Source organism: Curtobacterium sp. MCBD17_028, from assembly GCF_003234875.1.
Lineage (GTDB): Bacteria > Actinomycetota > Actinomycetes > Actinomycetales > Microbacteriaceae > Curtobacterium.
In genome coordinates, this window is sequence record NZ_QKTQ01000001.1 from 428,273 (window position 1) to 453,577 (window position 25,305).

A 25,305-nucleotide genomic window follows, 5' to 3' on the forward strand; every position below is an offset into this window, starting at 1 on the left:
CGGACACCCCCGACACCGCCGACCTACGTGGTCTCGATCGTCACGCCCTTGGCCCGGAGCTCGGCGTCGACGTGCGCGGGCAACGGCGCGGACGTCCACACGGTCTCGAGCGCCGGCAACTCCACGATGTCGCTCCAGGTCAGCGGGTCGTGGCGGTCGTCGTCCCCGCTCCAGTCGGGATCGACGTCGCCGTAGATCTGCAGGTCCCCGTCGACGGTCAGCTGCGTCACCAGCGCGAGCTGCGAGGGCAGGACCTCGAGGTCCTCGTAGTACTCGCGGGCGAGCTGCCCGGAGCCCTCGACGACCTCGTCCTCGTCCTCGGCGTCCTCGTGCGCCGCACCCGCGTACGGTTCGAGGACGTCGAGGTCGTAGCACAGCGCCTCGAGGACGATGAGCTTGGCGTTCTGGTCGGCGAAGTCGTACGGCTCCTCGGGCTTTTCCATGCCCGGGATCGTATCCCCGCCGCCGGTGCCGTGACCGTGCGGTCAGATCCCCGTGACGTCGTGGAGCATCGCCGCGAGTTCGGTCACGTGGGGTTCGCGGAGCAGGGAACTGTGTTCGCTCGCGAGCCGGGGGAACCGCATCTCGCCGCGCAGGTAGGGGCGCCACGAGTCCGGCCCGTCCGGGTTGCCGTCGGCGAACACGAACGTGACCCTGCCGTCGTACGGGCGCACCCGGTGCCGGCGGACCATCACCGAGGCCTGGTCGAAGAACGCGTCGAAGTGGTCCTGTCCCCGGTACCGGACGACCCCGGCCGTGTAGGCGCGGAGCCGGCGGGACACCCGCTTGACCTGCGGGAGTCCACCCGGCAGGACCCTGCGGAGCTGTTGTTCCGCGCCGCGGCGCACCGCGTTGAGCACCCGCGACCCGTGCTCGCGCTCCGGCAGTCGAGCGAACTCGAGCGCGCCCTGCTCCGCCGTGCTCCGCGGCAGGTAGGTGTCCAGGAGCACGACGTGCTCGACGGTCTCCCCGTTCTCGGCGAGGGTCGTCGCGATCTCGAGGGCGATCAGGCCGCCGAGCGAGTGCCCGATGAGCCGGTACGGGCCGTGCGGCTGGACCACGCGCATGAGTTCGATGAACCGACGCGCCGCCGCGGGGACGCTCCAGTCCGGCAGACTGCGCCGCTCGAGGCCGTGCTGCTGGAACACGTACACGTCGTGGTCGGCCAGGTGCCGGGCCAGGGGCACGAACGTCAGGCCGAGGGCGCCGGCACCGGGGAAGCAGAACACGGGCGCACCGCCGCCACTCGTCAGCTTGACGACGTCGGGGTGGCTCGGCACGGCTCTGGTCCCGGCACGGACCCGCCGCGCGAAGTCCGCCAGGGTCGGATGCTCGAGGATCTCGGCGGACCGCACCTCGACACCGATCCGGTCGGACACGGCGGCGAGCATCTCCTCCGCGGCCAGGGAGTCCCCGCCGAGCGACGCGAAGTCGTCCTCCGGCGCGACGGCGGGCAGCCCGAGGACCTCGGCCCAGATCTGCCCGACGGCGAGTTCCCACTGGTCGTGGGTGGTCTCGTCCATCGTGGCGACCGCGCCGTCGCCCCCACCGGCGTCGTCTCCGGTCCCGGCGGCCGGGGGCGGCGGGAGCTCGGCGCGGTCGACCTTGCCGCGCTCGTTCCGCGGCAGCGCCACCATCGGCACGATCGTCCCGGGCACCATGTAGGCGGGGAGTTCGGCACGCAGGGCACGTCGGATCGCAGCGGGCGACGCCGTGCGCCGCCCGGCTCGACCGACGACGTAGGCGACGAGGCGCGTGGATGCCCCGGGTTGCACGATCGCGGTGACCACGGCCTCCTGGACCGTGTCGATGCGGCGGATGGCGGCCTCGATCTCGCTCGGCTCGACGAGGTACCCGCGGACCTTGACCGCGTCGTCGGCCCGACCGAGGAGCGTGAGTTTGCCGTCCTCGTCGATCCGCGCGAGGTCGCCCTGCTTCCAGGTGGCCCGGCCGTCCTCGGCGATCCCGGCACGGAGCGCCGTCTGCTCGTACGCGCCCCAGTACCCCGGGGTCACCGCGTCGGACACGCACAGCAACTGCCCGGTCTCGCCGACCGCCGCGGTGGTGCCGTCCTCGCGGAGGATCCGGATCTCCTTGTCGAACGCCGGCTCGCCCGCCGGGATGCTCCCCTCGGGCACCGGATCGCCCGGCGCGATCTCGTTGAAGGCGAGCGACGCGGTCTCGCTCGACCCGGTGAAGTTGAAGAACGACGTCGTCGGGCCGAACAGCGGTCGTACCGCCGCGACGTCCGTCCCCGTCACGGCCTCACCGACGGTGGCGAACACCCGGAGCCCGCGGAGCCGGTCGTCGTCGGGTCCGAGCGCGTCGGCGATCGTCCGGGCGAGGTGCGGGGTGCTCTGCAACACGGTGATGCCGCGCTCCGCGATGCGGTCGACGAGTCCGAGCACCCCGGCGTCACGCGCGTCGAGCAGGTGCGCCTCGGCACCCGAGTGGATCGTGCCGAACGCCATGGCGAACCCCGCGGCGAACCCGACGGGCAGCACGACGGCGGAGCGCTCGCCGGGAGCGAGCCCGAGGCGCTCGCGGTAGCCGGTGACGTCCGCGAGCATGGCTCGGTGGCTCGTCACGACGCCCTTCGGCGCGCCCGTCGAGCCGGACGTGAACACGATGTTGAAGCCGTCCGTGCCGCCGCGTTCGAGGGCGGCGGGCACGACCCGGATCGGCCCGCCCGCTGCGGCGATCGACTGGGCCTCGTCGAGCATCGGGTCGAGCGGGAGGACCGCGGCCGGGCCCGCCACGAGCGTCGCCGCGAGCGCGCGGTGCGCCTCGTCCGCGACGATCTCGGTGATGCCCGCGAGCGCGATGACGTGCCGGATCCGTGCCTCTGGCAGATGGGCGTCGAGGACGACGAGCAGCCGGCCGGCGAACGCGAGACCGAGGACGCCGAGCACGCCGCCGCTCGTCTGGCTGGCCATGATCCCGACCGGCACCGGCCCGTCACCGGGCACGGGGCCGACGCCGGCCGCGCTGTGGTCGTCCGGCCGGAGGCGCTCGTCGAGGAGTGCGCCGAGGGCGCGGCTGATCTCGTCGGCCTGCCGGTAGGTCACCGTCGTGTGCTCGTCGGACAGCGCGATCTCGTCCGGCCACCTGGCTGCGGTGCGGGCCCAGCGTTCGAGCAGGGAATGCTCGGGCATGAGCTCGCCCTGCCGCGAGGACTCGGCCGGCGGCGCGATCGCGACGGCCGGGTGTCGGTCGTCGGGCGCGGCGCCGACGGACGATCGAGGCGCGCCGCCGGCGGTCGTCGAGGACAGCGTGGTCGCGCTGCGCTCGGACATGGTGGTGTCCTCGTCGGTTCCGGTGCGCGTCGGGGCAGCGCGGTCCGGAACCATCGCGGCGCCTGGGTGGGCGTCGTGCATGGGCAGAACCTCCCGTTTCGGGTCGGGGGTCGTGTTCGGGTGGTGCGACCCTACCCTGCCGCTCACAGCTCGTCCATAGCGCGTGGGGTTCCGGCAGTGGTCGGACGATCGGCGGACGAGACCCGTACCCCGCGCGCCGGCACCGTCGCAGGGCCCGGCAGCGGGCACCGGACGACGACCGGAACCGGTCCACCGAGTCTCGGGAACCGGTCAGTGCGTGGTCGCGAGCGCCCGCGCGGTCAGGGTCCGGAGCCAGTCGATGCGCTTGCCGGGCCAGCCGTGCACCACCGCGAGCCACTCGTCGGGCAGGGCGCCCGCCCCGTACCGGGCGCCGGCGAGGCTGCCCGCGATCGCCGCGACGGTGTCGGTGTCGTTCCCGCCCCGGACCGCGCGCTCGAGGACGTCGACGAGGTCGCTGCCGCGGGTGACGGCGGAGACGGCCCCCTGGAGCGCCGCCACGACCCAGCCGTTCCGGTCGGCGAAGTCCGCCGGGTTCGACTGCTCGGCCTCGTCGAGGAGCGCGAGCCACCGGGCGCGGCGTGCTCGCGGCAGGAGCGGGATCCCCGTCCGGACGTCGACGTGGCCCTTCCGGACCGCGCGGCGGATCGCGGCCGTCCAGAGCACGCAGGCGTCAGCGGCGTCGTCCTCGTGGTGCGTCAGTTCCGAGACCCGTCGGGCCGCCGCGGCGAGTTCCCGCTTCGTGCCGTCTCCGAGGTACGCGAGCGCGACGGGCCCGGTCCGCATGAGCGACCCGTTGCCAGCGGACCGGCCGTTCGCCTGGTGCACCGCGAGTGCGGCGGCGCGGGCAGCGGCCTCGGTGTTGGCGTCGAGCTCGGCGAACACCGCGCGGGTCTGGACACCGGCGTCGGGAGCGTCCTGCGCCCAGTCGGCCCACTCCGCCACGATGCGTCCGAGCGTCCGGGCGTCGTCGAGGCGATCGCCGCGCGCGAGGGCCTCGAGCACGGGGATCCCCATCGCGGTGTCGTCGGTCCATTCCCCCGGCGCGGTGCCCGTGGGTCCGCCACCCCGCATGCGCACGGGCGCGTCCTGGGCGAGCGGCGGTCCGAACTCGTAGCCGGCGCCGAGAGCGTCACCGCATGCGGCGGCGAGCACCGACCCCAGCGCGCGATCACGCACGTCGTCGTCCATCGAGCCTCCCGGGGCAACGCTACCGGGCGCGTGGGCCCCGACGTCGATCGTGACGTCGCCCCGGACGGGGGCATGTCGCTTCGGGTGACGCACGGGAGGATCACTTACTGTCATGCCCGTCCGCCCGCGACCGAACCCCGTCGCGTCCGCTCCCGGAAGGTCCGCCCGCCCCGTGATCCCGACCGCGCCCAGCCCCGTCCGCGACGCCGTGCTCGACCGCACAGGACAGCGCAGCACGGGCCAGCGCAGCACGGGCCAGCGCAGCACGGGACAGCGCAGCACGGGAGAGCGCAGCACGGGACAGGGCAGCACGGCTCGCGCCGGTGCGACCGGCGGTCGCCGGACCACGGGCCGCTCGACGCGGGCGCGCCGACGACCGCGGCGCACCAGCGCTGCCCCGGGCGGGTTCGGACGTCGCGTGGCCGTCGGGGTCGTCTCGGTCTTCGGCGCCGGCGTCGTCGCGGCGGCGATCGGGATCGTGGTGCTCGTCGTCATGGCGGTGAACTCCCTGCACGGGCTCGTCGGTGCCGGGACCACGGCGACGGCGATCACGTGCCCCGCGGTGCCCGCGAAGACCGTCGGCGGCATGGTGGTCCCCCGGGGCCCGGTCGCGGGCTACTGTCAGGACCGCCTCGTCAACGCCGCGTACGTCATCGAGGCCGCTCAGTCGCTCGGCATCGGCCCGCACACCCAGGCCGTCGGGGTGATGACGGCGATGGGCGAGTCAGGGCTCGTGGACCTCGACCACGGGGACGCGGCCGGTCCGGACAGCAGGGGCCTGTTCCAGCAGCGGGACAACGGCGCGTGGGGGACGTACGCCCAGCGCATGGACCCGTACACGGCAGCGACGATGTTCTTCCGGAAGCTCGTGAGCATCCCGGGGTGGAAGACGATGACCCCGACCCAGGCCGCACACGCCGTGCAGGTGAACGCCGACCCGGACCACTACGCCCGGTACTGGTCCGGGGCGGTGCAGATCGTCGAACGCCTGACCGGCGAGGACGTCCCCGAGGTCGCGCCGCAGTAGCCCACGGCGGTCACCACCCGAGCGTGCCCGGGGCCCCCTTGAACGGGCCCACCACGCGGGACGTCACCCAGCCACCGTAGAAGTCGCCCGGCTGTGGCTCCACCCGTTCCCCGTCGACCTCGCATTCGTCCACGGCCCCCGGGTAGACGGCGACCCGGTCGGCGAGGACCTCGTACCCGGCCCAGGGACTCGGGTAGCGCCAGGCCGCGCGTGGCGCCGTCCGGCCGCCCCCGTGCAGGTCGAGGTATCCGGCCCGGCCCTTGAACTCACACATGCTCACGCCCTCCGCCGGGGTGAGGGCGCCGGGGGCGAACCCGGACAGCGGGAGGTAGTACACGGGTGGATGGCTCGTCTCGAGCACGCGGACGGCATCCCTCGTGTCGGCGACGACGACGCCGCCGAGCCGGACCACGACGTGTTCGGCGGTCGACTCGACCCGCGGTGGGCGCGGGTAGTCCCAGACGGACTCCTGACCGGGTCCCGGGACCACCGGGACCAGGCCCTGCGGGCGGGTGCTGGCCATGTGCCCCCGTCTACTCGCGCCGCCCGGGAGCGGCCACCCGGCAGCCTGCAGCCGCAGGGAGCCTGCCGCCACCGGGAGCCTTCCGCCACCGGGGGTGTCATGCCGCGACCGCGCCGAGTGCCGGGAGGAGCGCCACGCCGTCGTCGGACACGAGCACCTGCGCGCGCAGCGGCACCGCGGCTCGAGCGAAGGCGACCGTGACGGCCTCGGCCCACGCCCGGTCGCGATCGCGGGGTGCGGACGAGCCAGGCCGTTCCCACGCCACGATCACCTGGGTGGCGCCGACGTCGGGCACGATCTCGCCCATGGCCTGCGCGAACTGCGCCACGCCGTCGGGCTCGGGAGCGGCGGGGAGGTCGTCGATGGGCACGAGCACCTGCACCGGCACGGCGTCCTCGCCCAGGAACAACAGCCAGCACTGTCGGCGGACGACGGGCAGGAGCAGCGCCCGGACGAGTGCGAGCACGTCCGCGTCGGTGTGGACGGGGCGGTCACGGAGCGTTTCGAGTGCGTTCTGATCGGTCATGGGACCGAGCCTGGCCATGTGGCGGAGCCGCTCCGGGCCTCCCGGTCGGGCCTGTGGACCGCACGACCGACGCCCGCCCTGTGGACGGCGAGGACGAACGCCGATCCCGGGTCGAGGGCCCGTGCCGGCCGCGGAGACGCGGGTCAGAGTCCCAGCCCGCGCCCGATGATCTCGCGCTGCACCTCGTTCGCGCCGCCGTAGATCGTCGTGGCGACCGCGGTCCGCAGCTGCTGCTCCATGCCCGCGGCCGAGCCGTACCCGGATCCACCCATGAGCTGCACGGCCTCGAGCGTCGTGTGCTTGTACGTCTCGGTGGCGCGCAGCTTCGCCATCGACGCCTCGGTGTTGAGCCGGTCCTCCTCGCCCGCGTCGACACGGTCGGCGATCTCGTACACGTACGCGCGACACACCGCGACGTCGGACGCGAGGTCGGCGATGCGGTGCCGCACCGCCTGCTTCCGCGACAGCGGCGCCCCGAACTGCTCGCGCGTCGTGACGTGCGCGACGAGCTGGTCGAGCGCCCGCTGGGCCGCCCCGACGCTCATGGCGGCGATGATGACGCGCTCGACCGCCAGGCCGCGGCCGATGTGTCGCCACGCCTCACCGCGTGTCCCCACCACCGCGGACGACGGCACGCGCACGCCCGACAGGAACACGTCGTTCACCATGTGGGCGCCCATCGTCTCGATCGGGCGCACCGTCACACCCGGGGCGTCGGCGGGGACCATGAACAGCGTCAGCCCGTCGTGCCGGACACCGCTGTCGTCCGTCCGGGCGAGCACGAGCAGGTGGCGCGCCAGGTGCGCGAACGAGATCCACGTCTTGCGGCCGTCGAGCACCCAGTCGTCGCCGTCCCGGGAGGCGCGGGTCGTCGCCGCCGCCAGGTCCGACCCCGCCTCGGGCTCGGTGAACGTGACCGACTCGGCATGCCCGGAGACGATCGAGGTCACGATGGTCCGGCGCTGGTCGGCGTCGCCCCACTTGAGGTAGCTCTGCGCGGCGGTCAACGCCGTCGAGTAGGCCGTGAGCGGCACGCCCGCGCGCGCCGTCTCCTCGAGGAGCAGGCACTCCTCGGTGAACGTCCGTCCGCCGCCACCGTCGGCCACGGGCAGCGACACCCCGAGCAGACCCCGGTCGGCGAACAGCGCGAAGGCCTCGGGGGCGTTGAGCGCGGTGTCGTCGCGCGAGAGGCGGCGGCGGGCCTCCTCGTCCGGGACGAGCTCGGCGCACACGGCACGCACGGCGTCGAGGTACGACCGCTGCTGCTCGGTCAGGCGCATGGACTCCTCCTCAGGGACGAGCCGACGGTACTCCGTCCACAGGAACGCTCCTGCCTCCGGACACACCAGCCGACCATGGGTACGTTCCACCCATGGACGCTTCGGTGCGGGATGCAGTACCCACGACGGCGGTGACGCTGCGGATCAACGGCGAGGACCGCCCGCTGGTGGTGGACAACCGCACGTCGTTGCTCGACGTGCTCCGCGAGCGACTCGACCTCATCGGCTCGAAGAAGGGCTGCGACCACGGCCAGTGCGGCGCGTGCACGGTGCTCCTCGACGGCCGCCGGGTGAACAGCTGCCTCGTGCTCGCGGTCGCGGCGGAGGGCAGCGCCGTGACGACCATCGAGGGACTCGCGGACGGTGACGATCTCCATCCGGTGCAGGTGGCCTTCCTCGAGCGCGACGCGTACCAGTGCGGGTACTGCACGCCGGGCCAGATCTGCTCGACCATCGGCGCGCTCCGCGAGGCCCGTGCGGGGATGCCGAGCCACGTCACCACCGACCTCGCGGCCGACGAGATCGTCCTCGATGACGCCGAGATCAGGGAACGGATGAGCGGCAACATCTGCCGCTGCGGTGCGTACGTCAACATCGTGGCGGCGGTCCACGACGCCGACGCCGCCGACGCGGTGCACGTGCACACCGAGACCGACGACACCGACGGCACGCAGCGGCGTGACGAGACGACAGGGGCTGCACGATGAAGACGTTCGACTACGAGCGCGCGACGGACGTCGACGACGCGGTCCGGCGACTCGCGGCGGAGCCGACGGCCAAGCCCCTCGCCGGCGGCACGAACCTGGTCGACCTCATGAAGCTCGGCGTCGAGCGGCCCGATCGCCTGGTCGACGTGTCCCACCTCGGTCTGACGGACGTCGTGGAGGAGCCCGACGGCTCGCTCACCATCGGCGCGGGCGTGCTCAACGCCGACCTCGCCGCGCATCCGGCCGTCCGTACGCGCTTCCCGGTGTTGAGCCGCGCACTCCTCGCCGGGGCGTCCGGACAGCTCCGGAACCGGGCGACCACCGCCGGCAACCTCCTCCAGCGGACCCGGTGCGTGTACTTCAACGACGTGAGCAAGCCGTGCAACAAGCGCGAGCCGGGCACGGGCTGTCCGGCGATCGAGGGCCTGTCGCGCGAACTCGCCGTGCTCGGCACGTCCCACTCGTGCATCGCGACGCACCCCGGCGACATGGCCGTGGCGCTCACCGCACTCGACGCGACCGTGCACTTCACGACCACGGAGGGGCCGTCCTCGCTCCGGATCGGCGACTTCTACCGGCTCCCCGGCGACGAGCCGGAGCGTGACACGAACCTGCCGATCGGGGCGGTCATCACCGCCGTGACGATCCCCGCGCTGCCGTTCGCCGCCCACTCGACGTACCGCAAGGCCCGCGACCGCCGGTCCTACGCCTTCGCACTCGCCTCCGTCGCGGCCGCGATCGACGTCGACGGCGACGTCGTCCGCGACGTCCGGATCGCGTTCGGTGCCGCGTCGCACAAGCCGTGGCGCGCCTCCGCCGCCGAGGACGCGTTGCGGGGCGGCCCCGTGACCCTGTCGGCGTTCGCCGCGGCTGCCGACGCCGAGCTGGCCGCCGCGACCCCGACCGACCAGAACGCGTTCAAGGTCCCGCTGCTGCGGCGGCTCGTCGTCGGCGTCCTCGCCGAACTCACGGGCGTCGACGACGCCGCCGGCCCGACGAACGGTCGCGCGGCGGACACCGGCGAGGCCGCGGCGTGACCGCGATCGGGGCTCCCCTCGCCCGCCTCGAGGGGCGGGAGAAGACCACCGGCATCGCGCGGTACGCCTTCGAGCAGGGGCCGGAGGACGACGTCCTCTACGCCTGGCCGGTGCAGGCCTCCGTCGTGACGGGTCGGATCGTCGCCACGAACGCCGACGAGGTCCGCGCCATGCCCGGTGTGGTCACGGTGCTCACCCACGAGGACGCGCCGCGCCTGCAGGAGTCGGACGACGCCGAGTTGCTCGTGCTGCAGTCCGACCGGATCGCGTACCGGGGCCAGGTGGTCGCCCTCGTCGTGGCCGAGACCCTCGAGACCGCCCGCGAGGCGGCAGCCCGGTTCGTGCCCGAGTACGCCGAGGAGGGCATGGACGTCGTCCTCACCGAGGACCACCCGAAGCTCTACGCGCCCGAGCAGGTGAACGCGGGGTTCGCCACCGACTCGAGCGAGGGGGACGTCGACGCCGCCCTCGCCACGGCGGCCACGAGCATCGACGCGACGTACCGGACGCCCGCGCTCTTCAACAACCCGATGGAACCGCACGCGACCACCGCGCACTGGCACGACGGCCGGTTGGACGTGGTCGACGCGTCGCAGGGCACGAGCCCCGACCAGTCGACGATCGTCGCGCTGTTCGGGCTCGACCCCTCGTCCGTACGCGTCCGGGCCGAACACGTCGGCGGCGGGTTCGGGTCGAAGGGATCCCCACGGCCGAACGTCCCGCTCGCCGTCATGGCGGCGATGGTGACGGGTCGACCCGTCAAGATCGCCTACACGCGGCAGATGATGTTCGCGATCGCGGGCTACCGCACGCCGACGATCTCGCGCATGCGGCTCGGGCTCGACACCGACGGCCAACTGACGGCGGTGTCGCACCAGGCGTACTCGCACACGTCGAGCATCCAGGAGTTCGCGGAGCAGACCGGCGAGGTCACCCGGCACATGTACGGGGCCCCGAACATGCTCGTCACGCACCGCCTCGCAGGCCTCGACGTCCCGACACCGCGGTGGATGCGGGCCCCGGGCGAGTGCCCCGGCATGTACGCACTCGAGTCCGCGATGGACGAACTCGCGATCGCCGCGGGGATCGACCCCGTCGAGCTCCGCGTGCGCAACGACCCGGAGGTCGACCCGGAGTCCGGGCAGCCCTTCAGCAGCCGGAACCTCGTCGCCTGCCTGCGCCGGGGCGCCGAGCTGTTCGGGTGGGACGGCCGCGACCCACGGCCCGGCGTTCGACGCGAGGGCCGATGGCTCGTCGGCACCGGTGTGGCTGCGTCGTCGTACCCCGCGATGGCCCAGCAGAGCGGTGCCCGGGCGACGGCGCTGCCCGGCGGACGCTACGCGATCGGTGTCAACGCGACGGACATCGGCACCGGCGCGCGCACGGTGATGGCGCAGATCGCCGCCGACGCGCTGGAGGTCCCCGTCGAGGCGATCGACATCAGCATCGCGGACAGCGACCTGCCCGTCGCGTCCGTCGCGGGCGGCTCGTCCGGCACGGCGTCCTGGGGGTGGGCCGTCACGAAGGCGTGCCGCCACCTCACCGCGCTGCTCGACGAGGGTCAGCCGGTGCCGCCCGAGGGCCTGGAGGTGGTGGTCGACACCACCGAGGACGTCGCCGCCATGGGCCCGTACGTCCGTCAGGCGTTCGGCGCGCAGTTCGTCGAGGCGCGGGTCGACCTGGACTCGGGTGAGGTCGTGGTCCCCCGCATGGTCGGGGTGTTCGCGGCGGGACGGATCATGAATCCCCGCACCGCCCGATCGCAGTTCGTCGGCGGCATGACCATGGGCCTGTCGATGGCCCTGCACGAGCACGGCCTGCTCGATCCCGTGCTCGGGGACTACGGCAACCACGACCTGGCGACCTACCACGTGGCGGCCAACGCCGACGTCGAGGACCTGCACGTCGAGTGGCTCGACGAACGCGACGACCACCTCGCGCCGATGGGCGGCAAGGGGATCGGCGAGATCGGGATCGTCGGGGCCGCGGCCGCCGTCACCAACGCCGTGTGGCACGCAACCGGTGTCCGCATCCGCTCCCTGCCCGTGCAGCCGGACAAGCTCGTCGGGGCGCTGCCCTCGCGGGCCTGACGCCGACCGGGTCAGGACGCGGTGGACGCCGCCCGCGCCGGGTGGATGTTCCCGGAGCGCTCCCGGAGCGGCCGGGCGCTGGTGGCGTTCCTCGTTGCGAGCACCTCGGCGAGGATCGACACGGCGACCTCCTCCGGGGTCTCCGCACCGAGGTCCAGGCCGATCGGCGACCGCAGTCGTGCGACGTCCGTCACGCCCAGCCCTGCGAGTTCCTGCATCCGCCGCTCGTGCGTGCGCCGCGATCCCATGGCCCCGACGTACCCGGCGCCCCGCTCGAGGGCGAGCGCGACGACCTCGGCGTCGAACCGGTCGTCGTGGCTCACGACCACGACCGCGGTGTCGGCGTCCAGCCCCGCGGACGCGAGCCACGTCGGAGGCCAGGCGACCACCACCTCGGCCGCGGCGGGGAACCGTTCCGGGGTCGCGAACACCGGGCGGGGGTCGCAGACCGTCACCCGGTAACCGAGGGTCGACGCCGCGTTGGTGAGTGCGACCGCGAACTCGACCGCGCCGACGACGACCATGCGCGGTGCCGGCTCGTTGCGCTCGGTGGCGCTCCGGACGTCCGAGCACTCGTCCGGCCGGGCCACGATCGCTCCGAGCCGGGGACCCTCGAGGACCCGCGTCACGCGGGCAGGACGCCCGGCCGCGGCTCGGCGCAGGGCGTCGACGGCGACCAGGTCGTCGCGCGTGAGCCGGGTCGCGAGGACCTCGACCCGTCCACCGCAGGCCAGGCCGATCGCGAACGGGTGGTCGTCGTGGCCGAACGACTCGAGTTCCGCGACGCCGGACGCGAGGACCCGCTCGCACATCTCGTAGACGGCGCCCTCGACACAGCCCCCGGAGATGCTCCCGATCACGGTGCCGTCGACGGTGACGGCCATCGAGGTCCCGGCGCCGCGGGGCGCGCTCCCGTCCACGCCCACGGCGGTCGCGACGGCGACGGCCTCGCCTGCGTCGAGTCGGGCGAGGATCCGGTCGGCGATCTCGAACACGTGCTGGTCCTCCCGGTCGTCGTGTCGGCCGCACCCGCTCCGGGTGCGGCGGTCCGGGCCTCCCGACCCGACCCTCACAGCCAACCACCGGTGGCGGCGGTGGGCCACAGCGTCAGCCGGCGCCGAGCACGTCGGCCAGGAACCGGACCATCGTCGCGACGAGCGTCCGTCGCGACTCCCGCCGCCGGTACTCGTGCCCCTCCCCGGCGAGCTCGAGGTACGACACCGGGCGGCCCCGCTCCCGCAGCGCGGCGACGACCTGGTGCGCCTCGCCGATCGGCACGTTCGTGTCGAGTTCGCCGTGCACGACGAGCAACGGCGCGCGGACGTCGTCGACGGCCCGCATCGGCGAGAGCGCGTGCAGCAGGTCGGCGTCGTCGACCGGGTGGCCGTACTTCGTCGCGGCGGCGGAGGCGATCCACGGCTCCGTGTCGCGGTAGAACGTGGCGAAGTCGGACATGCCGCACACGTCCACCCCAGCCGCGAACACGTCCGGCGTGAACGCCAGGGAGGCGAGGGTCGCGTACCCGCCGTACGACCGGCCCGTCACGGCGATGCGCGCCGGGTCCGCCACGCCCGCGTCGGCGAGGAACCGGGCCGCGTCGACGACGTCGGCGAGCGCCATCCACCGGCGCTCGCGGTCGTCGGCGTGCACGAACTCGCGGCCCGATCCGCTCGAGCCGCGGATGTTCGGCGCGAACACCGTGATGCCCGCGGCGACCATGGCCTGGTGCTGGGGTGAGAACGTCGGCCGTTCCTGCGACTCCGGTCCGCCGTGCAGGTGGAGCATCGCGGGTCCGGCCGGTGCGAGGGGGACGCCGTCGACCTCGGCGGACCGGGAGGCGTCGCGCGCCGCCGCCGGGACCCGGTACAGCCACCCGGTGATCGGCAGGCCGTCGCGGGCGTGGAAGGTCTCGAGGGTCGGCTCGACGAGCGGCACGGCCGGCAGCTCGGGCACCGCCGTCACCCGGGTCCAGGTGAGTGCGGCGGTGTCGAGCCGCCACAGCTCGCGGGGACGGGTCGGTCCCTCGACCGCGAGGACGACGCTCCGGCCGTCGCGGCTCAGCACCGGGTCGGTCACGACGGCGCCCGGCAGGTCCGGCACGGTCGTCCGGGAGGCCGTGGCCGTGTCGACGAGGTCGAGTTCCGTCCGCCCCGCGACGTTCCAGCCGAGCAGCAAGGTGCGTCCGGCGTCGTCCGCGTCGAGGTACTCGAGGTCGGCGTCGTCCCGCCCGACGAGGACGCTGGCCTCGCCCCGCCATCCGTGCGGCCCGAGCGGCATTGCGAGGAGCTGACGGCGCGGGAGTCCGGCCTCGGTGGCGATGTAGGCGACGAGCGGACTGGTGCCGCTCGCGGGTGCGGGGCGGAGCAGCGCGATCTCGGCGGAGCCCTCGTGCGGTGGTGTGAGGAGCGGGTGGTCCTCGTCCGTCAGGCGGTCGACCACCACCACGAACTCCTCGCCCCGCTGACCGTCACGGAGGACGACGAGGCGTTCCTCGACGGACAGGTCGAGGATGTGGATGAGCTCCCCCACCGCCAGGTCGTCCCGCTGCCCGGTCGCCGGGTCGACGAGGTACGCGCGGGCGGGCTGCTCCGGCTCCGTCGAGGGCAGCGTGACGACGACGCGGTGCCCGCTCCGGCTCCACGGGCCGAGCTCGGCGTGCTGGTACCGGGAGCCCGCGATCTGCTGGGCGTCGGAGCCGTCCGGCCGGACCACCCACACCTGCTGCTTCACCCCGCCGTCCGTGGCCACCGCGACCGCGAGCCACGCGCTGTCGGCGGACCAGGTCACGGCGACGACGGGGTCGTCCGACAGCGGGATCCGCCGGGCCTCGGGCGGAGGGCCGTCGACCACGACGTCCTGCACGAACACCTCGGGGGTGCCGTGCCGGTCGCTGACGAACGCGACGCGTCGGGCATCACGGGTCATCGTCGGACCCCATGAACCCCACGCGTCGGTCAGGGCGTCGCCGAGCGCCACGGCGTGCGCGACGCCGACGAGATCGGTCACGTCGGTCATCGGATCCCCTGTGTCTGGAGCCACATCTCGAGCAGCGCGAGTTGCCACAGGGCGTTCGAGCCGAGCGTCGTGCGGGTGGTGTTCGGGTCGGCGAGCATCGCCGCGACGCTCGCCTCGTCGAAGATCCCGCGCTCGAGGGCCGCGGGGTCGGTGAGGGCGTCCCGCACGCGGTCGAGGTACGGCCCCTCGAGTTGCCGGATCGCCGGCACCGGGAAGTACCCCTTCGGCCGGTCGATCACGGCGTCCGGCACGATCCCCCGCGCAGCGCGCTTCATGACACCCTTGCCGCCGTCCGCGAGCTTGAGCTCGGTGGGGATCGTGGCGGCGAACTCGACGAACTCGTGGTCGAGGAACGGGACCCGCGCCTCGAGGCCCCACGCCATCGTCATGGTGTCGACACGCTTGACGGGGTCGTCGACGAGCATGACCGTCGTGTCGATGCGAAGCGCGGCGTCGACCGAGTCCTCGGCGCCGGGGTGGGCGAACGCGGCGTCGACGAACGCGCTCGGGGTGTCCTCGTCGGGCAGCCACTCGGGCCGCAGCAGGCGTCGCAGGGCCGGCCAGCGGCGGTCCATGAACACGCGCTTGTACGCCTCCGCGGCCTCGTTCCGCGGGACCCCGGCGAGCGGCGGGTACCAGTCGTACCCGCCGAGGACCTCGTCCGCGCCCTGCCCCGACTGCACGACCTTGATCGTCTTCGAGACCTCCTGTCCGAGCAGGTAGAACGCGACGCAGTCGTGCGACACCATGGGCTCGCTCATCGCGGCGACCGCGCCGTCGATCCCGGGCAGCAGGGCGTCCGAGGCGATCGGGATGCGGTGGTGGTCCGTTCCGAACGCCCGCGCGACGGCGGACGAGTACGCGAACTCGTCGCCGGACTCGCCCCCGGCGGACTCGAACCCGATGCTGTACGTGGCGAGGTCGTGCTGGCCGGCCTCGGCGAGGAGCGCCACGACGAGCGACGAGTCGATCCCACCCGAGAGGAGCACGCCCACCGGGACGTCGGCGACCATGCGCCGTTCGACGGCGGTCCGCAGGTGCGCGACGAGGGCCTCCTGCCAGTCCTCCGGCGTCCAGTCCGCCCGTGCGGGGTCCCGGGTGAACGACGGCTCCCAGTACCGGGTGTCGCGCGCGGACCCGTCCGGCTCGACCACCCGGACGGTCGCGGGCGGGAGCTTCTCGATGCCCGCGATGATCGTCCGCGGAGCGGGGACGACCGAGTGGAACGTCATGTACGAGGCGAGGGCGACTCGGTCGATCGACGTGTCGGTGTCCGCGCCGGCGGCCTCGCCGCCGCGGAGGAGCGCCGGCAGCGTCGATGCGAACCGGATGCGGTCCCGCGTGTGCGACACGTACATCGGCTTGATGCCGAGCCGGTCGCGGGCGAGCACGAGCCGCCCCGAGCGGTGTTCCCAGATCGCGACCGCGAACATGCCGAGGAACCGGTCCACGAACGCGGTGCCCCACTCGGCGTACGCCTTGAGCACGACCTCGGTGTCCGACGTCGACGCGAACGTGTGGCCCGCGGCCCGGAGCTGTTCGCGCAGCTGCGGGTAGTTGTAGACCATCCCGTTGAACACGATGGTGAGCCCGAGCGCCGCGTCGACCATGGGCTGGGCGCCGGCCGACGACAGGTCGACGATCGACAGGCGCCGGTGCCCGAGCACGACCGGCCCCCGTGCCCACAGCCCGTCGCCGTCGGGGCCGCGGTGGGCCTGGCAGGCGGACATCGTGGCGACGACGCCGACGTCCGCCGGACGGCCGTCGAACCGGAGCTCTCCCGCGAGTCCGCACATGTCAGTCCCCTCCCACGATCCACGTGTCCTTCGCTCCGCCGCCCCGGGACGAGTTGACGACCATGCTGCCCTCGGGCGCCACCCGGGTCAGCGCGACGTCGGCGAGGTGCGCCTCGTCCGCTCCGGTCCCCGTGAGGTACACGAACGCGCGGAGGTCGACGTGCCGGGGTTCGAGCCCGGCGGGCGTGAGCGTCGGGTGCGAGGACAGCTGGACGACCTCCTGCGCCACCCACGCCTGGGGAGCGGCGGCGATGGCGATCCGCCGGTCGGCGACCTCCTCCGCGCTGGCGCTCGGTCCGATGAGCACACCGCGGCCGCCCTCGCCGTCGACGGGCTTCGTCACGAGCTCGCCGACGCGCTCGAGGACGGTGAGACGCTCCGACTCGTCCCGCGTCCGGTACGTCGGCACGGACTCGAGCAGCGGTCGCTCGTCGAGGTAGTACCAGATGAGGTCGGGCACCGAGACGTACATCGACTTGTCGTCGGCCAGACCGTTGCCCGGGCCGTTCGCGAGGAACACGTCCCCCGCGGCGGCCACCGCGACGACGTGCTCGCCGAGGTCCGGGTCGGCGTCGTTCGTCATGTCGACCACCTCGCCGTCGATGCGGATCAGGAGGGCGTCGACGACGCGACCGGTCGATCGCTCGACGACCCGGTCCTCCCGGACGGCGACGTCGTCGGGGGTGAGCAGCAGCATGCCGGCCTCGTCCGCGAGCGTGTGGTGTTCGTACCAGGCCGCGCTCGACGGCCCGCTCGTCAGCACCGCGAGCGTCGGGTCCGCGACGCCGCGGGCGCGTGCCGGGGCGGCCAGGGTCGCGCGCAGCAGCGGCAGGACGCTCCGTGCGTCCCGGAGCCCCGTCGGGCGAGGCGCGTCCGGCAGGACGTCGTCGATGAGCCGCCGCACCGCGAGCGCGTACGCCACACCGCTCGGTGAGCGGACGTTGTCCTCGAGGACCCGCCATCCGCCGAACTCGTTGCGGACGACGTCGAACCCCTGCACCGCGGCCCGGACCGTGCCCGCCGGCAGCCGCGTGGCCTCATCGCGCCACCCGGCCGCGCCGACGACGTCGGACTCGCGGAGCACACCGTCGGCGACGATCCGCCGATCGCCGTACGCGTCCTGGAGGAACGCCTCGATCGCGCGTGCCCGTTGCGTCAGCCCGCGCTGCAGCTGGCCCCACTCGTACGGGTTGACGATGCGCGGGACGAGGTCGCAGTGGAACGGCTGCCGGGCACCACCGACGACGAACCCGAGCTGCTCCCGCTCCGTCCACGCGTCGCGAGCGGCGCACCGGGCGAGCGCCTCGTCGTCGTCCCACCCACGGAGGTACCCGGCGAGGTCGCGGAAGACCGGGCGCGGGAAGGCGCCCGGACCGACCGCCTCGTCGCCAGCGCGCACGTGGTAGCCGGGGATGGCGACCGCGCGCTCGTCGGCGCCGACGTCGGGATCGCTCCGGGACTCGCGGACCACCAGGTCGACGACGTCGTCGAGCTCCCCGCGTTCGGCGTACGCCGTGCGCTGCCGGTCCGCCGAGTTGCCGCGGGCCAGGGTCTCCTCGACGAGCGTCCCGACCAGGCCCCAGTCCCCGAGCTCCTCGAGCTGCGGACGGAGGCGGTCGACGAGCTGCCGCACCGCCACGTGGGCCGGGAGCCGCTCGGGGTGTTCGCCGAGCCCGACGAGCTCGCCCGACAGGCCGCCACGGGCCGCCTGCCACATCGCCGCCCGGTGCAGGGGTTCCCGGCGGGGGCGCCACTCGTCACCGCGCTCGATGTCCTGCTCGGCGTGGCGGACCGCGGCGCGGAACAGGCCCGCGATGAGCACGGCATCGTCGACGATCGGCGTCGCGTCGCACACCCGCAGCTCGAGCGTCGGGGCGTGCGAGGACGGCCGGACGTCGAAGTACGCCATCTTGGAGTCGGCGATCACCCCGCTCGCGATGAGGTCCTGCAGCATCCGGTCGTACTCGGCCGCACTCGTCATCCGGCCGAACGACCCCGCGGTGGGCCAGCGCTGCCAGATGATGCTGCGGATGCTCGCGTACCCGGTGTCCTGGCCGTTCCAGTACGGGCTGCTCGCGCTCAGGGCGAGCAGCACCGGCAGCGCGGGGGCGACCCGCTGGGCGATCTGCACCGCCAGGTCGCGGTCGCTCACGCCGACGTGGATCTGCAGCCCGCAGATGAGCTGCTCGTCGACGAGCATCCGGTACTGCTCCTGCATGCGCCCGTACCGGCCGGTCGACGTCAGCTCGAAGTCGGCGAACTCCGAGCGCGGTGCCGTCCCGACGCTCCCGATCGCGAGCCCGTGCGGGGCGATCGCCGCCGTCAGGTCCGTCCGGAGCCGGACGATCTCGGTCCGGAGGTCCGCGAGGTCCCGCACCACCGGCACGTTCGTCTCGATCGTCGTCCGCTGCAGCTCGGCACCGTACCGGTCGGGCGGCAGGCCCGGGAGGAGCTGGGGGGCCTTGGCGGACAACCGCCCTGTCTGCAGGTCGATGAGGTGGAGCTCTTCCTCGGCGCCCAGCGTCAGCTCTGCACTCATCCCTGCACGCTACGCGGGCGGCGTGTCGGTGGGGTGTCCGGGCCGTGTCGGCGGTGTTTCCCCGATCCCGGCCCCGCGGAGCACCCGCGGCACCCGATCCGCGGCGGCAGGATGCGCGCTCGCGGCCGTCGAGGCGTAGACGAGGAAGCCGGACACCCTTGACGAGGAGCACCCTGATGACGAACTTCGGCTACACCCTGATGACCGAGCAGAGCGGCCCCCGCGAACTCGTCCGGTACGCGCAGAAGGCCGAGGACGTCGGGTACGACTTCGAGGTGTCGAGCGACCACGCCTTCCCCTGGCTCGAGAGCATGGGGCACGCCCCCTACGCCTGGACCGTGCTCGGCGCCGTGGCGCAGGTGACGAGCACGGTCGAGCTCATGACCTACGTGACCTGCCCGACGATCCGGTACCACCCGGCCGTGGTCGCCCAGAAGGCCGCGACGCTCCAGATCCTGTCCGAGGGCCGGTTCACGCTCGGGCTCGGTGCCGGCGAGAACCTCAACGAGCACATCGTCGGGGAACGCTGGCCCGCGGTCGGCGAACGACAGGACATGCTCGAGGAGGCCATCCACATCATCCGCGCGCTCGAGTCCGGTGACGTCGTGACGTGGGAGGGCACGCACTTCCGCGTCGACCAGGCGAAGCTCTGGGACGTCCCGGACGGCGGGGTCCCGATCGGCGTCGCGGTGTCCGGCGCGAAGGGCATCGAGCGGTTCGCGCCCCTCGGCGACCACATGATCACCACCGATCCCGTGCCCGAGCTCGTGCAGGGGTGGAACGAGCACCACCAGGGCGCCCCGTCACGCAAGATCGGCCAGATCCCGATCTGCTGGGACCCCGACGAGGACGCCGCGGTCGCGCGGGCACACGACCTGTTCCGCTGGTTCGCTGGCGGCTGGCACGTCAACGCGGACCTGCCCACCCCCGCGTCGTTCGACAGCGCCAGCCAGTTCGTGCGTCCCGAGGACGTCGCGGAGTCGATCGCGTGCGGCCCCGACCTCGACCGACTCGCCGAGAGCGTGCGGCCGTTCCTCGACGCCGGTTTCACCGACATCGCGATCGTCCAGGTCGGCGACGAGGGTCAGGACCGGTTCCTCGACGAGGCCGCCGGTCCCCTCCTGGAGAAGCTCCGCGCGCTGTGACGACCGTCGACGCGCACACCGCCCAGCGGGAGGGGTGCATCATTGATGAGGTGTCAACCGTCACAGACCGCCCCGCAGCCACCCCAGAGACGCGCCGGGCCGACCTCCCCGCCCCCGGCAACGCCACCACCCGTCACGAGAACGTCGGCCTGCTCGCCGTCGCCACCACGATCGCCGATCGCGTCACGACGTCCGCGGACATCGAGGAGCGCCTCCACCCCGTGCTCCGACGCCTCCGCCTCCCGAAGGGCCTGCTCGAGCGGGTCGCGGGCGTCAAGGAGCGTCGGAACTGGGGCCCCGAGCAGAGCTTCGACGAGGCCGCGATCGACGCCGCCCGCCGGGCGCTCGCCGAGGCCGGGGTCCGCCCGGACCAGGTCGGGCTGCTCATCAACACGTCGGTGACCCGCCCGCACCTCGAGCCGAGCGTCGCGGTCCGCCTGCACCACGGGCTCGGGCTGCCGACGTCCGCGATCAACTTCGACATCGCGAACGCGTGCCTCGGGTTCGTCAACGCGATGAGCGTCGCCGCGGGCATGATCGACTCCGGTCAGATCCAGTACGCGGTCGTCATCGACGGCGAGGACGCCGACCAGGTCCAGCTCAACACGATCGCGCGACTGAGCGAGGGCGGTCGGAACCGCAAGGACTTCATGAGCGAGTTCGCGAGCCTCACCCTCGGGTCCGGTGCCGCGGCCGCCGTGCTCGGCCCGATGGACGTCCACCCGGAGGGGCACCGCATCCACGGCGGCGTCACCCGAGCCGCGACCCAGTGGTACGACCTCTGCGTCGGCAGCGTGGACGGCATGTTCACCGACGCCAAGGCCCTGCTCCGCGGCGGCGTCGAGCTCGTCGTGTCCGCCTGGAACGAGGCCAAGCGCGACTGGAGTTGGGGCGGCATGGACCGCTACATCTTCCACCAGGTGTCGGACATCCACATGAAGGCGATCGTCGAGGCGATCGACATCGACCGCGACCGCGTCCCCGTGACCTACTCGCGGTACGGCAACGTCGGTCCGGCGTCGATCCCGATCACCCTGGCCGAAGAGGTCCAGGCCGGCAACGTGCGGCGCGGCGACCGCGTCCTGCTCGGCGGCGTCGGCTCCGGCCTCAACACCGCCATGATGGAGATCGACTGGTGAGGTCCGGCCTGCCGCGCGCCGCCGCGGCGACCGCGCCCGCCGCGCTCCCCCCGCACCTCCCCGGACTCGACCCCGCCTGGTCGCGCCTCGTCGCGACCCCCGCGGTCGGGCCCGAGCACGCGCCGGGAGGCCCGTCACCCGCCACGCGCACCTGGCACGTGCTCGACAACGCGGGACAGCTCGCCGAGCTCGGGGTCGAGCCCGTCGGCACCGTCCTCTGCGTCCACGGGAACCCGACCTGGTCGTACCTCTGGCGCAGCGTCCTCACCGCCGCGACCGAGACCGCCCGGGCCGGCGGTCCGGCCTGGCGCGTGGTCGCCGTCGACCAGCTCGACATGGGGTACTCGGAGCGGAGCGGTGTGCCCCGCGGACTCGCGCAGCGCGTCGCGGACCTCGGCGCCCTCACCGACGAACTCGGCCTCACCGGTCCCGTCGTCACCCTCGGACACGACTGGGGCGGCGTCGTGTCCCTCGGCTGGGCCGTGGACCACCCCGATCTGCTCGCCGGCGTCGTCGTGTGCAACACCGCCGTGCACCAACCCGCCGACGCCCCGATCCCCGCGCCGCTCCGGCTCGCCCTGCGGCCGTCCGTGCTCGGGCGCGCGACGGTCCTGACACCCGGGTTCCTCGAGACGACGCTCGCGATCGCCCACCCGCCGCTCCCCGCTCCCGTGCGCGACGCCTACCGTTCGCCGTACCGCGGAGCCGACCGACGGGGCGGCATCGGCGGGTTCGTGGCGGACATCCCCGTCGACGACCGCCACCCGAGCGCCGTCGAACTCGACCGGATCGCCGAGGGCGTCCGCGCGCTCGGCGTCCCCGCCCTCGTGCTGTGGGGCCCGCGCGACCCGGTGTTCCTCGAGCGCTACCTCGACGACCTGGCGACGCGGATGCCGCACGCCGACGTGCACCGCTTCGAGGGCGCCGGACACCTGCTGCCGGAGGACGTCGACGTCGCCGGGGCCGTCCTCGCGTGGCTCGGCGACCGTCTGCCCGAGGGGCACGTGCCCACCGAGGTCGGTGCGGGCCTCCCGGCCGATGCCGATGCCGATGCCGACACCGACGCCGGTGCGGGCCTCCGGGCCGATGCCGACGTGAGCCGCCCCGTGTGGGCGGCCCTCGACGAACTCGCCGACGCCGACGACGTGGCCCTCGTCGAGATGGCGCCCGGCGGCGGCCGTCCCCCGCGCTCCGTCAGCTGGCGGCTCCTGAGCCGTCGCGTCCGCGAGATCGCCGCCGGCCTGGCCGACGCCGGGGTGCAGCGCGGCGACCGCGTGTCCCTCCTCGTGACGCCGGGCGCCGACCTGACCGCCGTGCTCTACGCCTGTGTCCGCATCGGGGCGGTCGTCGTCGTCGCCGACGCCGGCCTCGGAGTCCGCGGGCTCACGCGGGCGGTGCGTGGCGCCAGACCCGACTGGCTCGTCGGCGCGCTCCCCGGGCTCACCGCCGCCCGCGCGCTCGGCTGGCCGGGTCGACGCATCGCCACGCCCTCGGTCCCCCCGGCACCCCGTGTCGCCCTCGGGGTCGAGCACACGCTGGCGGGGCTCGCTTCGCGGGGCGCGGCCCGGCTCCGTGCCGGGGTCGCACTGCCGGCGGCACCCGCACCGACGGACACGGCCGCGGTGCTGTTCACCTCGGGATCGACCGGACCCGCGAAGGGCGTCGTCTACACGCACGCGCAGCTCGCCGCCGTCCGGGACGCCCTCGCGACGCAGTACGGCGTCGGCGTCGGCACCGGGCTCGTGGCGGGGTTCGCGCCGTTCGCCCTGCTCGGACCCGCGCTCGGCGCCCGGTCGGTGACGCCCGACATGGACGTCACGGCGCCCGGCACCCTGACGGCTCGCGCGGTCGCCGCTGCGGCCGCCGCCGCCGCCCCGCCCCTCCGCGAGATCGCAGTCGTTGCCGCTCAGACCGGGTCGGGAACGGCAACGACTGCGATCTCGGCGGAAGGAACCGGGGGGACCGAAGGGACCGGCCGGACCGAGCCCAGCGGCGAGGGCGTCGTCGTGTTCCTGTCGCCCGCCGCGCTGGCGAACGTCGTCGCCACGGCCGGTGCGCTGACCGCCGAGGACCACGCCGCGCTCGGACGCGTCCGCCTGTTCCTGTCCGCGGGCGCTCCCGTGCCCGAACCGCTCCTCGCCGAGGCCGCCCGGCTGATGCCCGCCGCGAGTGCCCACACGCCGTACGGCATGACCGAGGGGCTGCTCATGACGGACATCGACCTCGCGGGCATCCGAGCCGCCGCGGTGGGCCCCGCCCACACGCCGGCGAGATCGCAGTTGTCGCCGGTGTCGCAGGGGTCAGAACGGCAAGGACTGCGATCTCGCGGAAGGGGGACCGGGGCCGGGACCGGTGGGGGTGTGTGCGTCGGGAGGCCCGCCGCCGGTGTCGCCGTGCGCATCGCACCCCTCGACGACCTCGGCGCGGCGACGGGTCCCCTCGGCACGACACCGGAGGTCACCGGCGAGATCGTCCTCGCTGCGCCGCACGGCAAGGACCACTACGACCGGCTGTGGCTGACCGACCTCGCGGCGCGACGGCAGGTGAGCACGGACCGTCGCTGGCACCGCACCGGCGACGTCGGACACCTCGACGCCGACGGACGCCTCTGGGTCGAGGGGCGGCTCCCCCACGTCGTCGCCACCGCGTCGGGCGTCGTCACCCCCGTCGGACCGGAGCAGCGCATCGAGTCCGTGCCGGAGGTCGACCGCGCGGCCGTCGTCGGCGTCGGCCCCGCCGGGACGCAGCAGGTCGTGGCCGTCGTCGAGACCACCCCGGCGGCGCGACGGCCGCACCTGGCCGACCCCGCGCTCGCGGAGCGGGTCCGGGCGACCGTCGACGCGCCGGTGGCGGCGGTGCTGGTCGTGCCGCGCCTCCCGACCGACATCCGACACAACTCGAAGATCGACCGCACGCGCGTGGCGCGCTGGGCCGCCGGCGTGCTCGCGGGGGGCCGGATGGTGCGACCGTGAGGGTCCTCGTGACGGGCGCGAGCGGGTTCCTCGGCCGCGCCGTGGCCGCCGCGGTCCGCGACGCCGGTCACACGGTGCACACCTTCCAGCGGCGCCCGTCCGGCGTCCTCGGCCTGGAGGACCGGCTCGGCTCCCTGACGTCGGCCGCCGACGCCGAGGCGGCCGTCGCCGACACCGACGCGGTCGTGCACCTCGCGGCGAAGGTGTCGCTCGCGGGCGACCCCGCGGACTTCGCGCGCGTCAACGTCGAGGGGACGCGGACGTTGCTCGCCGCGGCCCGCTCGGCGGGGGCGTCCCGGTTCGTGTTCGTGTCCTCGCCCTCGGTGGCGCACGCCGGCGCCTCGATCGTCGGGGACGACGCCGCGCCCGCCGATCCGTTCCGCGCACGTGGGGACTACGCCCGCACGAAGGCGCAGGCCGAGCTCGCTGCGCTGGCGGCCGACGCTCCCGGGTTCGCCGTCGTCGCGGTGCGCCCGCACCTGGTGTGGGGTCCGGGCGACACCCAGCTCGTCGGCCGGATCGTCGAGCGCGCCCGGGCGGGGCGGCTGCCGCTGCTCGACGCCGGGGCGGCCCTGATCGACACGACGTACGTCGACAACGCGGCGAGCGCCATGGTGGCCGCACTCGACCGGGCCGAGGACGTCCACGGCAACGCGTACGTCGTCACGAACGGCGAGCCACGCCCGGTGGCGGAACTCCTGGCGGGGATCTGTCGGGCGTCGGGCGTGCCGGCGCCGACGCTGCACGTGCCGGCGGGGCTCGCCCGGGTCGCGGGGTCCGCCGTCGAGGCGCTGTGGCGCGTCCGGCCCGGGCGCGACGAGCCGCCGATGACGCGGTTCCTGGCCGAGCAGCTGTCGACCTCGCACTGGTTCGACCAGCGGCGGACCCGGGCCGACCTCGGGTGGACGCCCGCGGTGTCGCTCGACGAGGGGTTCCGGCGGCTCGCGGCCGTGCCCAGGCGTTGACCTCTGGTTGACTCGTCG

Annotated in this window: 18 protein-coding genes; 8 read left to right on the forward strand and 10 right to left on the reverse strand. The window is 74.1% G+C overall.

What is annotated here, in order from left to right; all coding sequences use genetic code 11:
• Positions 1–23: 23 nt before the first annotated feature.
• From DEI86_RS01980 to DEI86_RS16415, 3 genes are all read right to left on the reverse strand, one after another.
• Positions 24–443 carry a DUF6892 domain-containing protein gene (locus DEI86_RS01980; protein WP_111048667.1) on the reverse strand — a complete coding sequence of 140 codons (420 nt, stop codon included), beginning with the start codon at positions 441–443 and terminating at the stop codon, positions 24–26.
• Between the two features lie 42 nt (positions 444–485).
• Positions 486–3,296 (reverse strand): non-ribosomal peptide synthetase, encoded by a 2,811-nt coding sequence (locus tag DEI86_RS01985; protein ID WP_181439669.1) that lies wholly within the window; start codon positions 3,294–3,296, stop codon positions 486–488.
• Positions 3,297–3,587: 291 nt separating this feature from the next.
• The gene (locus tag DEI86_RS16415) at positions 3,588–4,526 is read right to left on the reverse strand and encodes an ADP-ribosylglycohydrolase family protein (protein WP_181439670.1); all 939 of its coding nucleotides are present in this window, start codon (positions 4,524–4,526) and stop codon (positions 3,588–3,590) included.
• Between the two features lie 112 nt (positions 4,527–4,638).
• Here DEI86_RS16415 and DEI86_RS16420 point away from each other — a divergent pair, with 112 nt between their 5' ends.
• A complete protein-coding gene (locus DEI86_RS16420) occupies positions 4,639–5,553 on the forward strand; it encodes a hypothetical protein (RefSeq protein ID WP_181439671.1) in 915 nt (304 codons plus the stop codon).
• Between the two features lie 10 nt (positions 5,554–5,563).
• Here the strand turns inward: DEI86_RS16420 and DEI86_RS02000 are convergent, their stop codons facing one another.
• The 3 genes from DEI86_RS02000 to DEI86_RS02010 all read right to left on the reverse strand — a co-directional run bounded on the left by DEI86_RS02000 (position 5,564) and on the right by DEI86_RS02010 (position 7,882).
• Positions 5,564–6,076: a DUF427 domain-containing protein gene (locus DEI86_RS02000; protein WP_111048671.1), complete on the reverse strand. Its 513-nt coding sequence runs from the start codon at positions 6,074–6,076 to the stop codon at positions 5,564–5,566.
• A gap of 97 nt (positions 6,077–6,173) precedes the next feature.
• Positions 6,174–6,602, reverse strand: coding sequence for a hypothetical protein (locus DEI86_RS02005; RefSeq protein ID WP_111012686.1), 429 nt, complete (start codon positions 6,600–6,602; stop codon positions 6,174–6,176).
• A 143-nt stretch (positions 6,603–6,745) separates the two neighbouring features.
• A complete protein-coding gene (locus DEI86_RS02010; RefSeq protein WP_111048672.1) occupies positions 6,746–7,882 on the reverse strand; it encodes an acyl-CoA dehydrogenase family protein in 1,137 nt (378 codons plus the stop codon).
• 92 nt (positions 7,883–7,974) lie between these two features.
• On the opposite strand from DEI86_RS02010, the gene DEI86_RS02015 reads away from it, so the two are divergent.
• The 3 genes from DEI86_RS02015 to DEI86_RS02025 are packed head-to-tail and all read left to right on the forward strand — an operon-like array spanning position 7,975 to position 11,716.
• On the forward strand, positions 7,975–8,589 hold the full coding sequence (locus tag DEI86_RS02015; RefSeq protein ID WP_111008562.1) for a 2Fe-2S iron-sulfur cluster-binding protein: 615 nt from the start codon (positions 7,975–7,977) through the stop codon (positions 8,587–8,589).
• Positions 8,586–9,626: a xanthine dehydrogenase family protein subunit M gene (locus DEI86_RS02020; protein ID WP_111036070.1), complete on the forward strand. Its 1,041-nt coding sequence runs from the start codon at positions 8,586–8,588 to the stop codon at positions 9,624–9,626. Before DEI86_RS02015 ends, DEI86_RS02020 begins: the two co-directional genes overlap by 4 nt.
• On the forward strand, positions 9,623–11,716 hold the full coding sequence (locus tag DEI86_RS02025) for a xanthine dehydrogenase family protein molybdopterin-binding subunit (protein ID WP_111048673.1): 2,094 nt from the start codon (positions 9,623–9,625) through the stop codon (positions 11,714–11,716). The genes DEI86_RS02020 and DEI86_RS02025 overlap by 4 nt, the downstream gene beginning before the upstream one ends.
• Positions 11,717–11,727: 11 nt before the next feature.
• On the opposite strand, the gene DEI86_RS02030 is transcribed toward DEI86_RS02025, so the two are convergent.
• From DEI86_RS02030 to DEI86_RS02045, 4 genes are all read right to left on the reverse strand, one after another.
• A complete protein-coding gene (locus DEI86_RS02030) occupies positions 11,728–12,711 on the reverse strand; it encodes an XdhC family protein (RefSeq protein ID WP_258370084.1) in 984 nt (327 codons plus the stop codon).
• A gap of 112 nt (positions 12,712–12,823) precedes the next feature.
• Complete coding sequence (locus DEI86_RS02035; RefSeq protein ID WP_111048674.1) at positions 12,824–14,731, reverse strand: S9 family peptidase; 1,908 nt, start codon at positions 14,729–14,731, stop codon at positions 12,824–12,826.
• Positions 14,728–16,527 carry an N-acetylglutaminylglutamine amidotransferase gene (locus DEI86_RS02040; RefSeq protein WP_111048675.1) on the reverse strand — a complete coding sequence of 600 codons (1,800 nt, stop codon included), beginning with the start codon at positions 16,525–16,527 and terminating at the stop codon, positions 14,728–14,730. Before DEI86_RS02040 ends, DEI86_RS02035 begins: the two co-directional genes overlap by 4 nt.
• A gap of 1 nt (position 16,528) precedes the next feature.
• Positions 16,529–19,066, reverse strand: coding sequence for a carboxylate--amine ligase/circularly permuted type 2 ATP-grasp protein (locus DEI86_RS02045; protein WP_111048676.1), 2,538 nt, complete (start codon positions 19,064–19,066; stop codon positions 16,529–16,531).
• Positions 19,067–19,242: 176 nt separating this feature from the next.
• On the opposite strand from DEI86_RS02045, the gene DEI86_RS02050 reads away from it, so the two are divergent.
• The 4 genes from DEI86_RS02050 (at position 19,243) to DEI86_RS02065 (ending at position 25,287) form a co-directional block, all read left to right on the forward strand.
• The gene (locus DEI86_RS02050) at positions 19,243–20,211 is read left to right on the forward strand and encodes a TIGR03557 family F420-dependent LLM class oxidoreductase (protein WP_111048677.1); all 969 of its coding nucleotides are present in this window, start codon (positions 19,243–19,245) and stop codon (positions 20,209–20,211) included.
• Between the two features lie 149 nt (positions 20,212–20,360).
• A complete protein-coding gene (locus DEI86_RS02055) occupies positions 20,361–21,350 on the forward strand; it encodes a 3-oxoacyl-ACP synthase III (RefSeq protein ID WP_258370104.1) in 990 nt (329 codons plus the stop codon).
• Positions 21,347–24,322 carry an alpha/beta fold hydrolase gene (locus DEI86_RS02060; protein ID WP_258376436.1) on the forward strand — a complete coding sequence of 992 codons (2,976 nt, stop codon included), beginning with the start codon at positions 21,347–21,349 and terminating at the stop codon, positions 24,320–24,322. The genes DEI86_RS02055 and DEI86_RS02060 overlap by 4 nt, the downstream gene beginning before the upstream one ends.
• Positions 24,319–25,287 (forward strand): NAD(P)-dependent oxidoreductase, encoded by a 969-nt coding sequence (locus tag DEI86_RS02065; protein WP_111048678.1) that lies wholly within the window; start codon positions 24,319–24,321, stop codon positions 25,285–25,287. The genes DEI86_RS02060 and DEI86_RS02065 overlap by 4 nt, the downstream gene beginning before the upstream one ends.
• The last annotated feature ends 18 nt before the right edge of the window (positions 25,288–25,305 follow it).

Excerpts from the sequence above, each read along its gene's own strand:
- DEI86_RS01980 (WP_111048667.1), bottom strand. The coding sequence starts at position 443 with ATGGAAAAGCCCGAGGAGCCGTACGACTTCGCCGACCAGAACGCCAAG.
- DEI86_RS01985 (WP_181439669.1), bottom strand. The coding sequence starts at position 3,296 with ATGTCCGAGCGCAGCGCGACCACGCTGTCCTCGACGACCGCCGGCGGC.
- DEI86_RS16415 (WP_181439670.1), bottom strand. The coding sequence starts at position 4,526 with ATGGACGACGACGTGCGTGATCGCGCGCTGGGGTCGGTGCTCGCCGCC.
- DEI86_RS16420 (WP_181439671.1), top strand. The coding sequence starts at position 4,639 with ATGCCCGTCCGCCCGCGACCGAACCCCGTCGCGTCCGCTCCCGGAAGG.
- DEI86_RS02000 (WP_111048671.1), bottom strand. The coding sequence starts at position 6,076 with ATGGCCAGCACCCGCCCGCAGGGCCTGGTCCCGGTGGTCCCGGGACCC.
- DEI86_RS02005 (WP_111012686.1), bottom strand. The coding sequence starts at position 6,602 with ATGACCGATCAGAACGCACTCGAAACGCTCCGTGACCGCCCCGTCCAC.
- DEI86_RS02010 (WP_111048672.1), bottom strand. The coding sequence starts at position 7,882 with ATGCGCCTGACCGAGCAGCAGCGGTCGTACCTCGACGCCGTGCGTGCC.
- DEI86_RS02015 (WP_111008562.1), top strand. The coding sequence starts at position 7,975 with ATGGACGCTTCGGTGCGGGATGCAGTACCCACGACGGCGGTGACGCTG.
- DEI86_RS02020 (WP_111036070.1), top strand. The coding sequence starts at position 8,586 with ATGAAGACGTTCGACTACGAGCGCGCGACGGACGTCGACGACGCGGTC.
- DEI86_RS02035 (WP_111048674.1), bottom strand. The coding sequence starts at position 14,731 with ATGACCGACGTGACCGATCTCGTCGGCGTCGCGCACGCCGTGGCGCTC.
- DEI86_RS02040 (WP_111048675.1), bottom strand. The coding sequence starts at position 16,527 with ATGTGCGGACTCGCGGGAGAGCTCCGGTTCGACGGCCGTCCGGCGGAC.
- DEI86_RS02045 (WP_111048676.1), bottom strand. The coding sequence starts at position 19,066 with ATGAGTGCAGAGCTGACGCTGGGCGCCGAGGAAGAGCTCCACCTCATC.
- DEI86_RS02050 (WP_111048677.1), top strand. The coding sequence starts at position 19,243 with ATGACGAACTTCGGCTACACCCTGATGACCGAGCAGAGCGGCCCCCGC.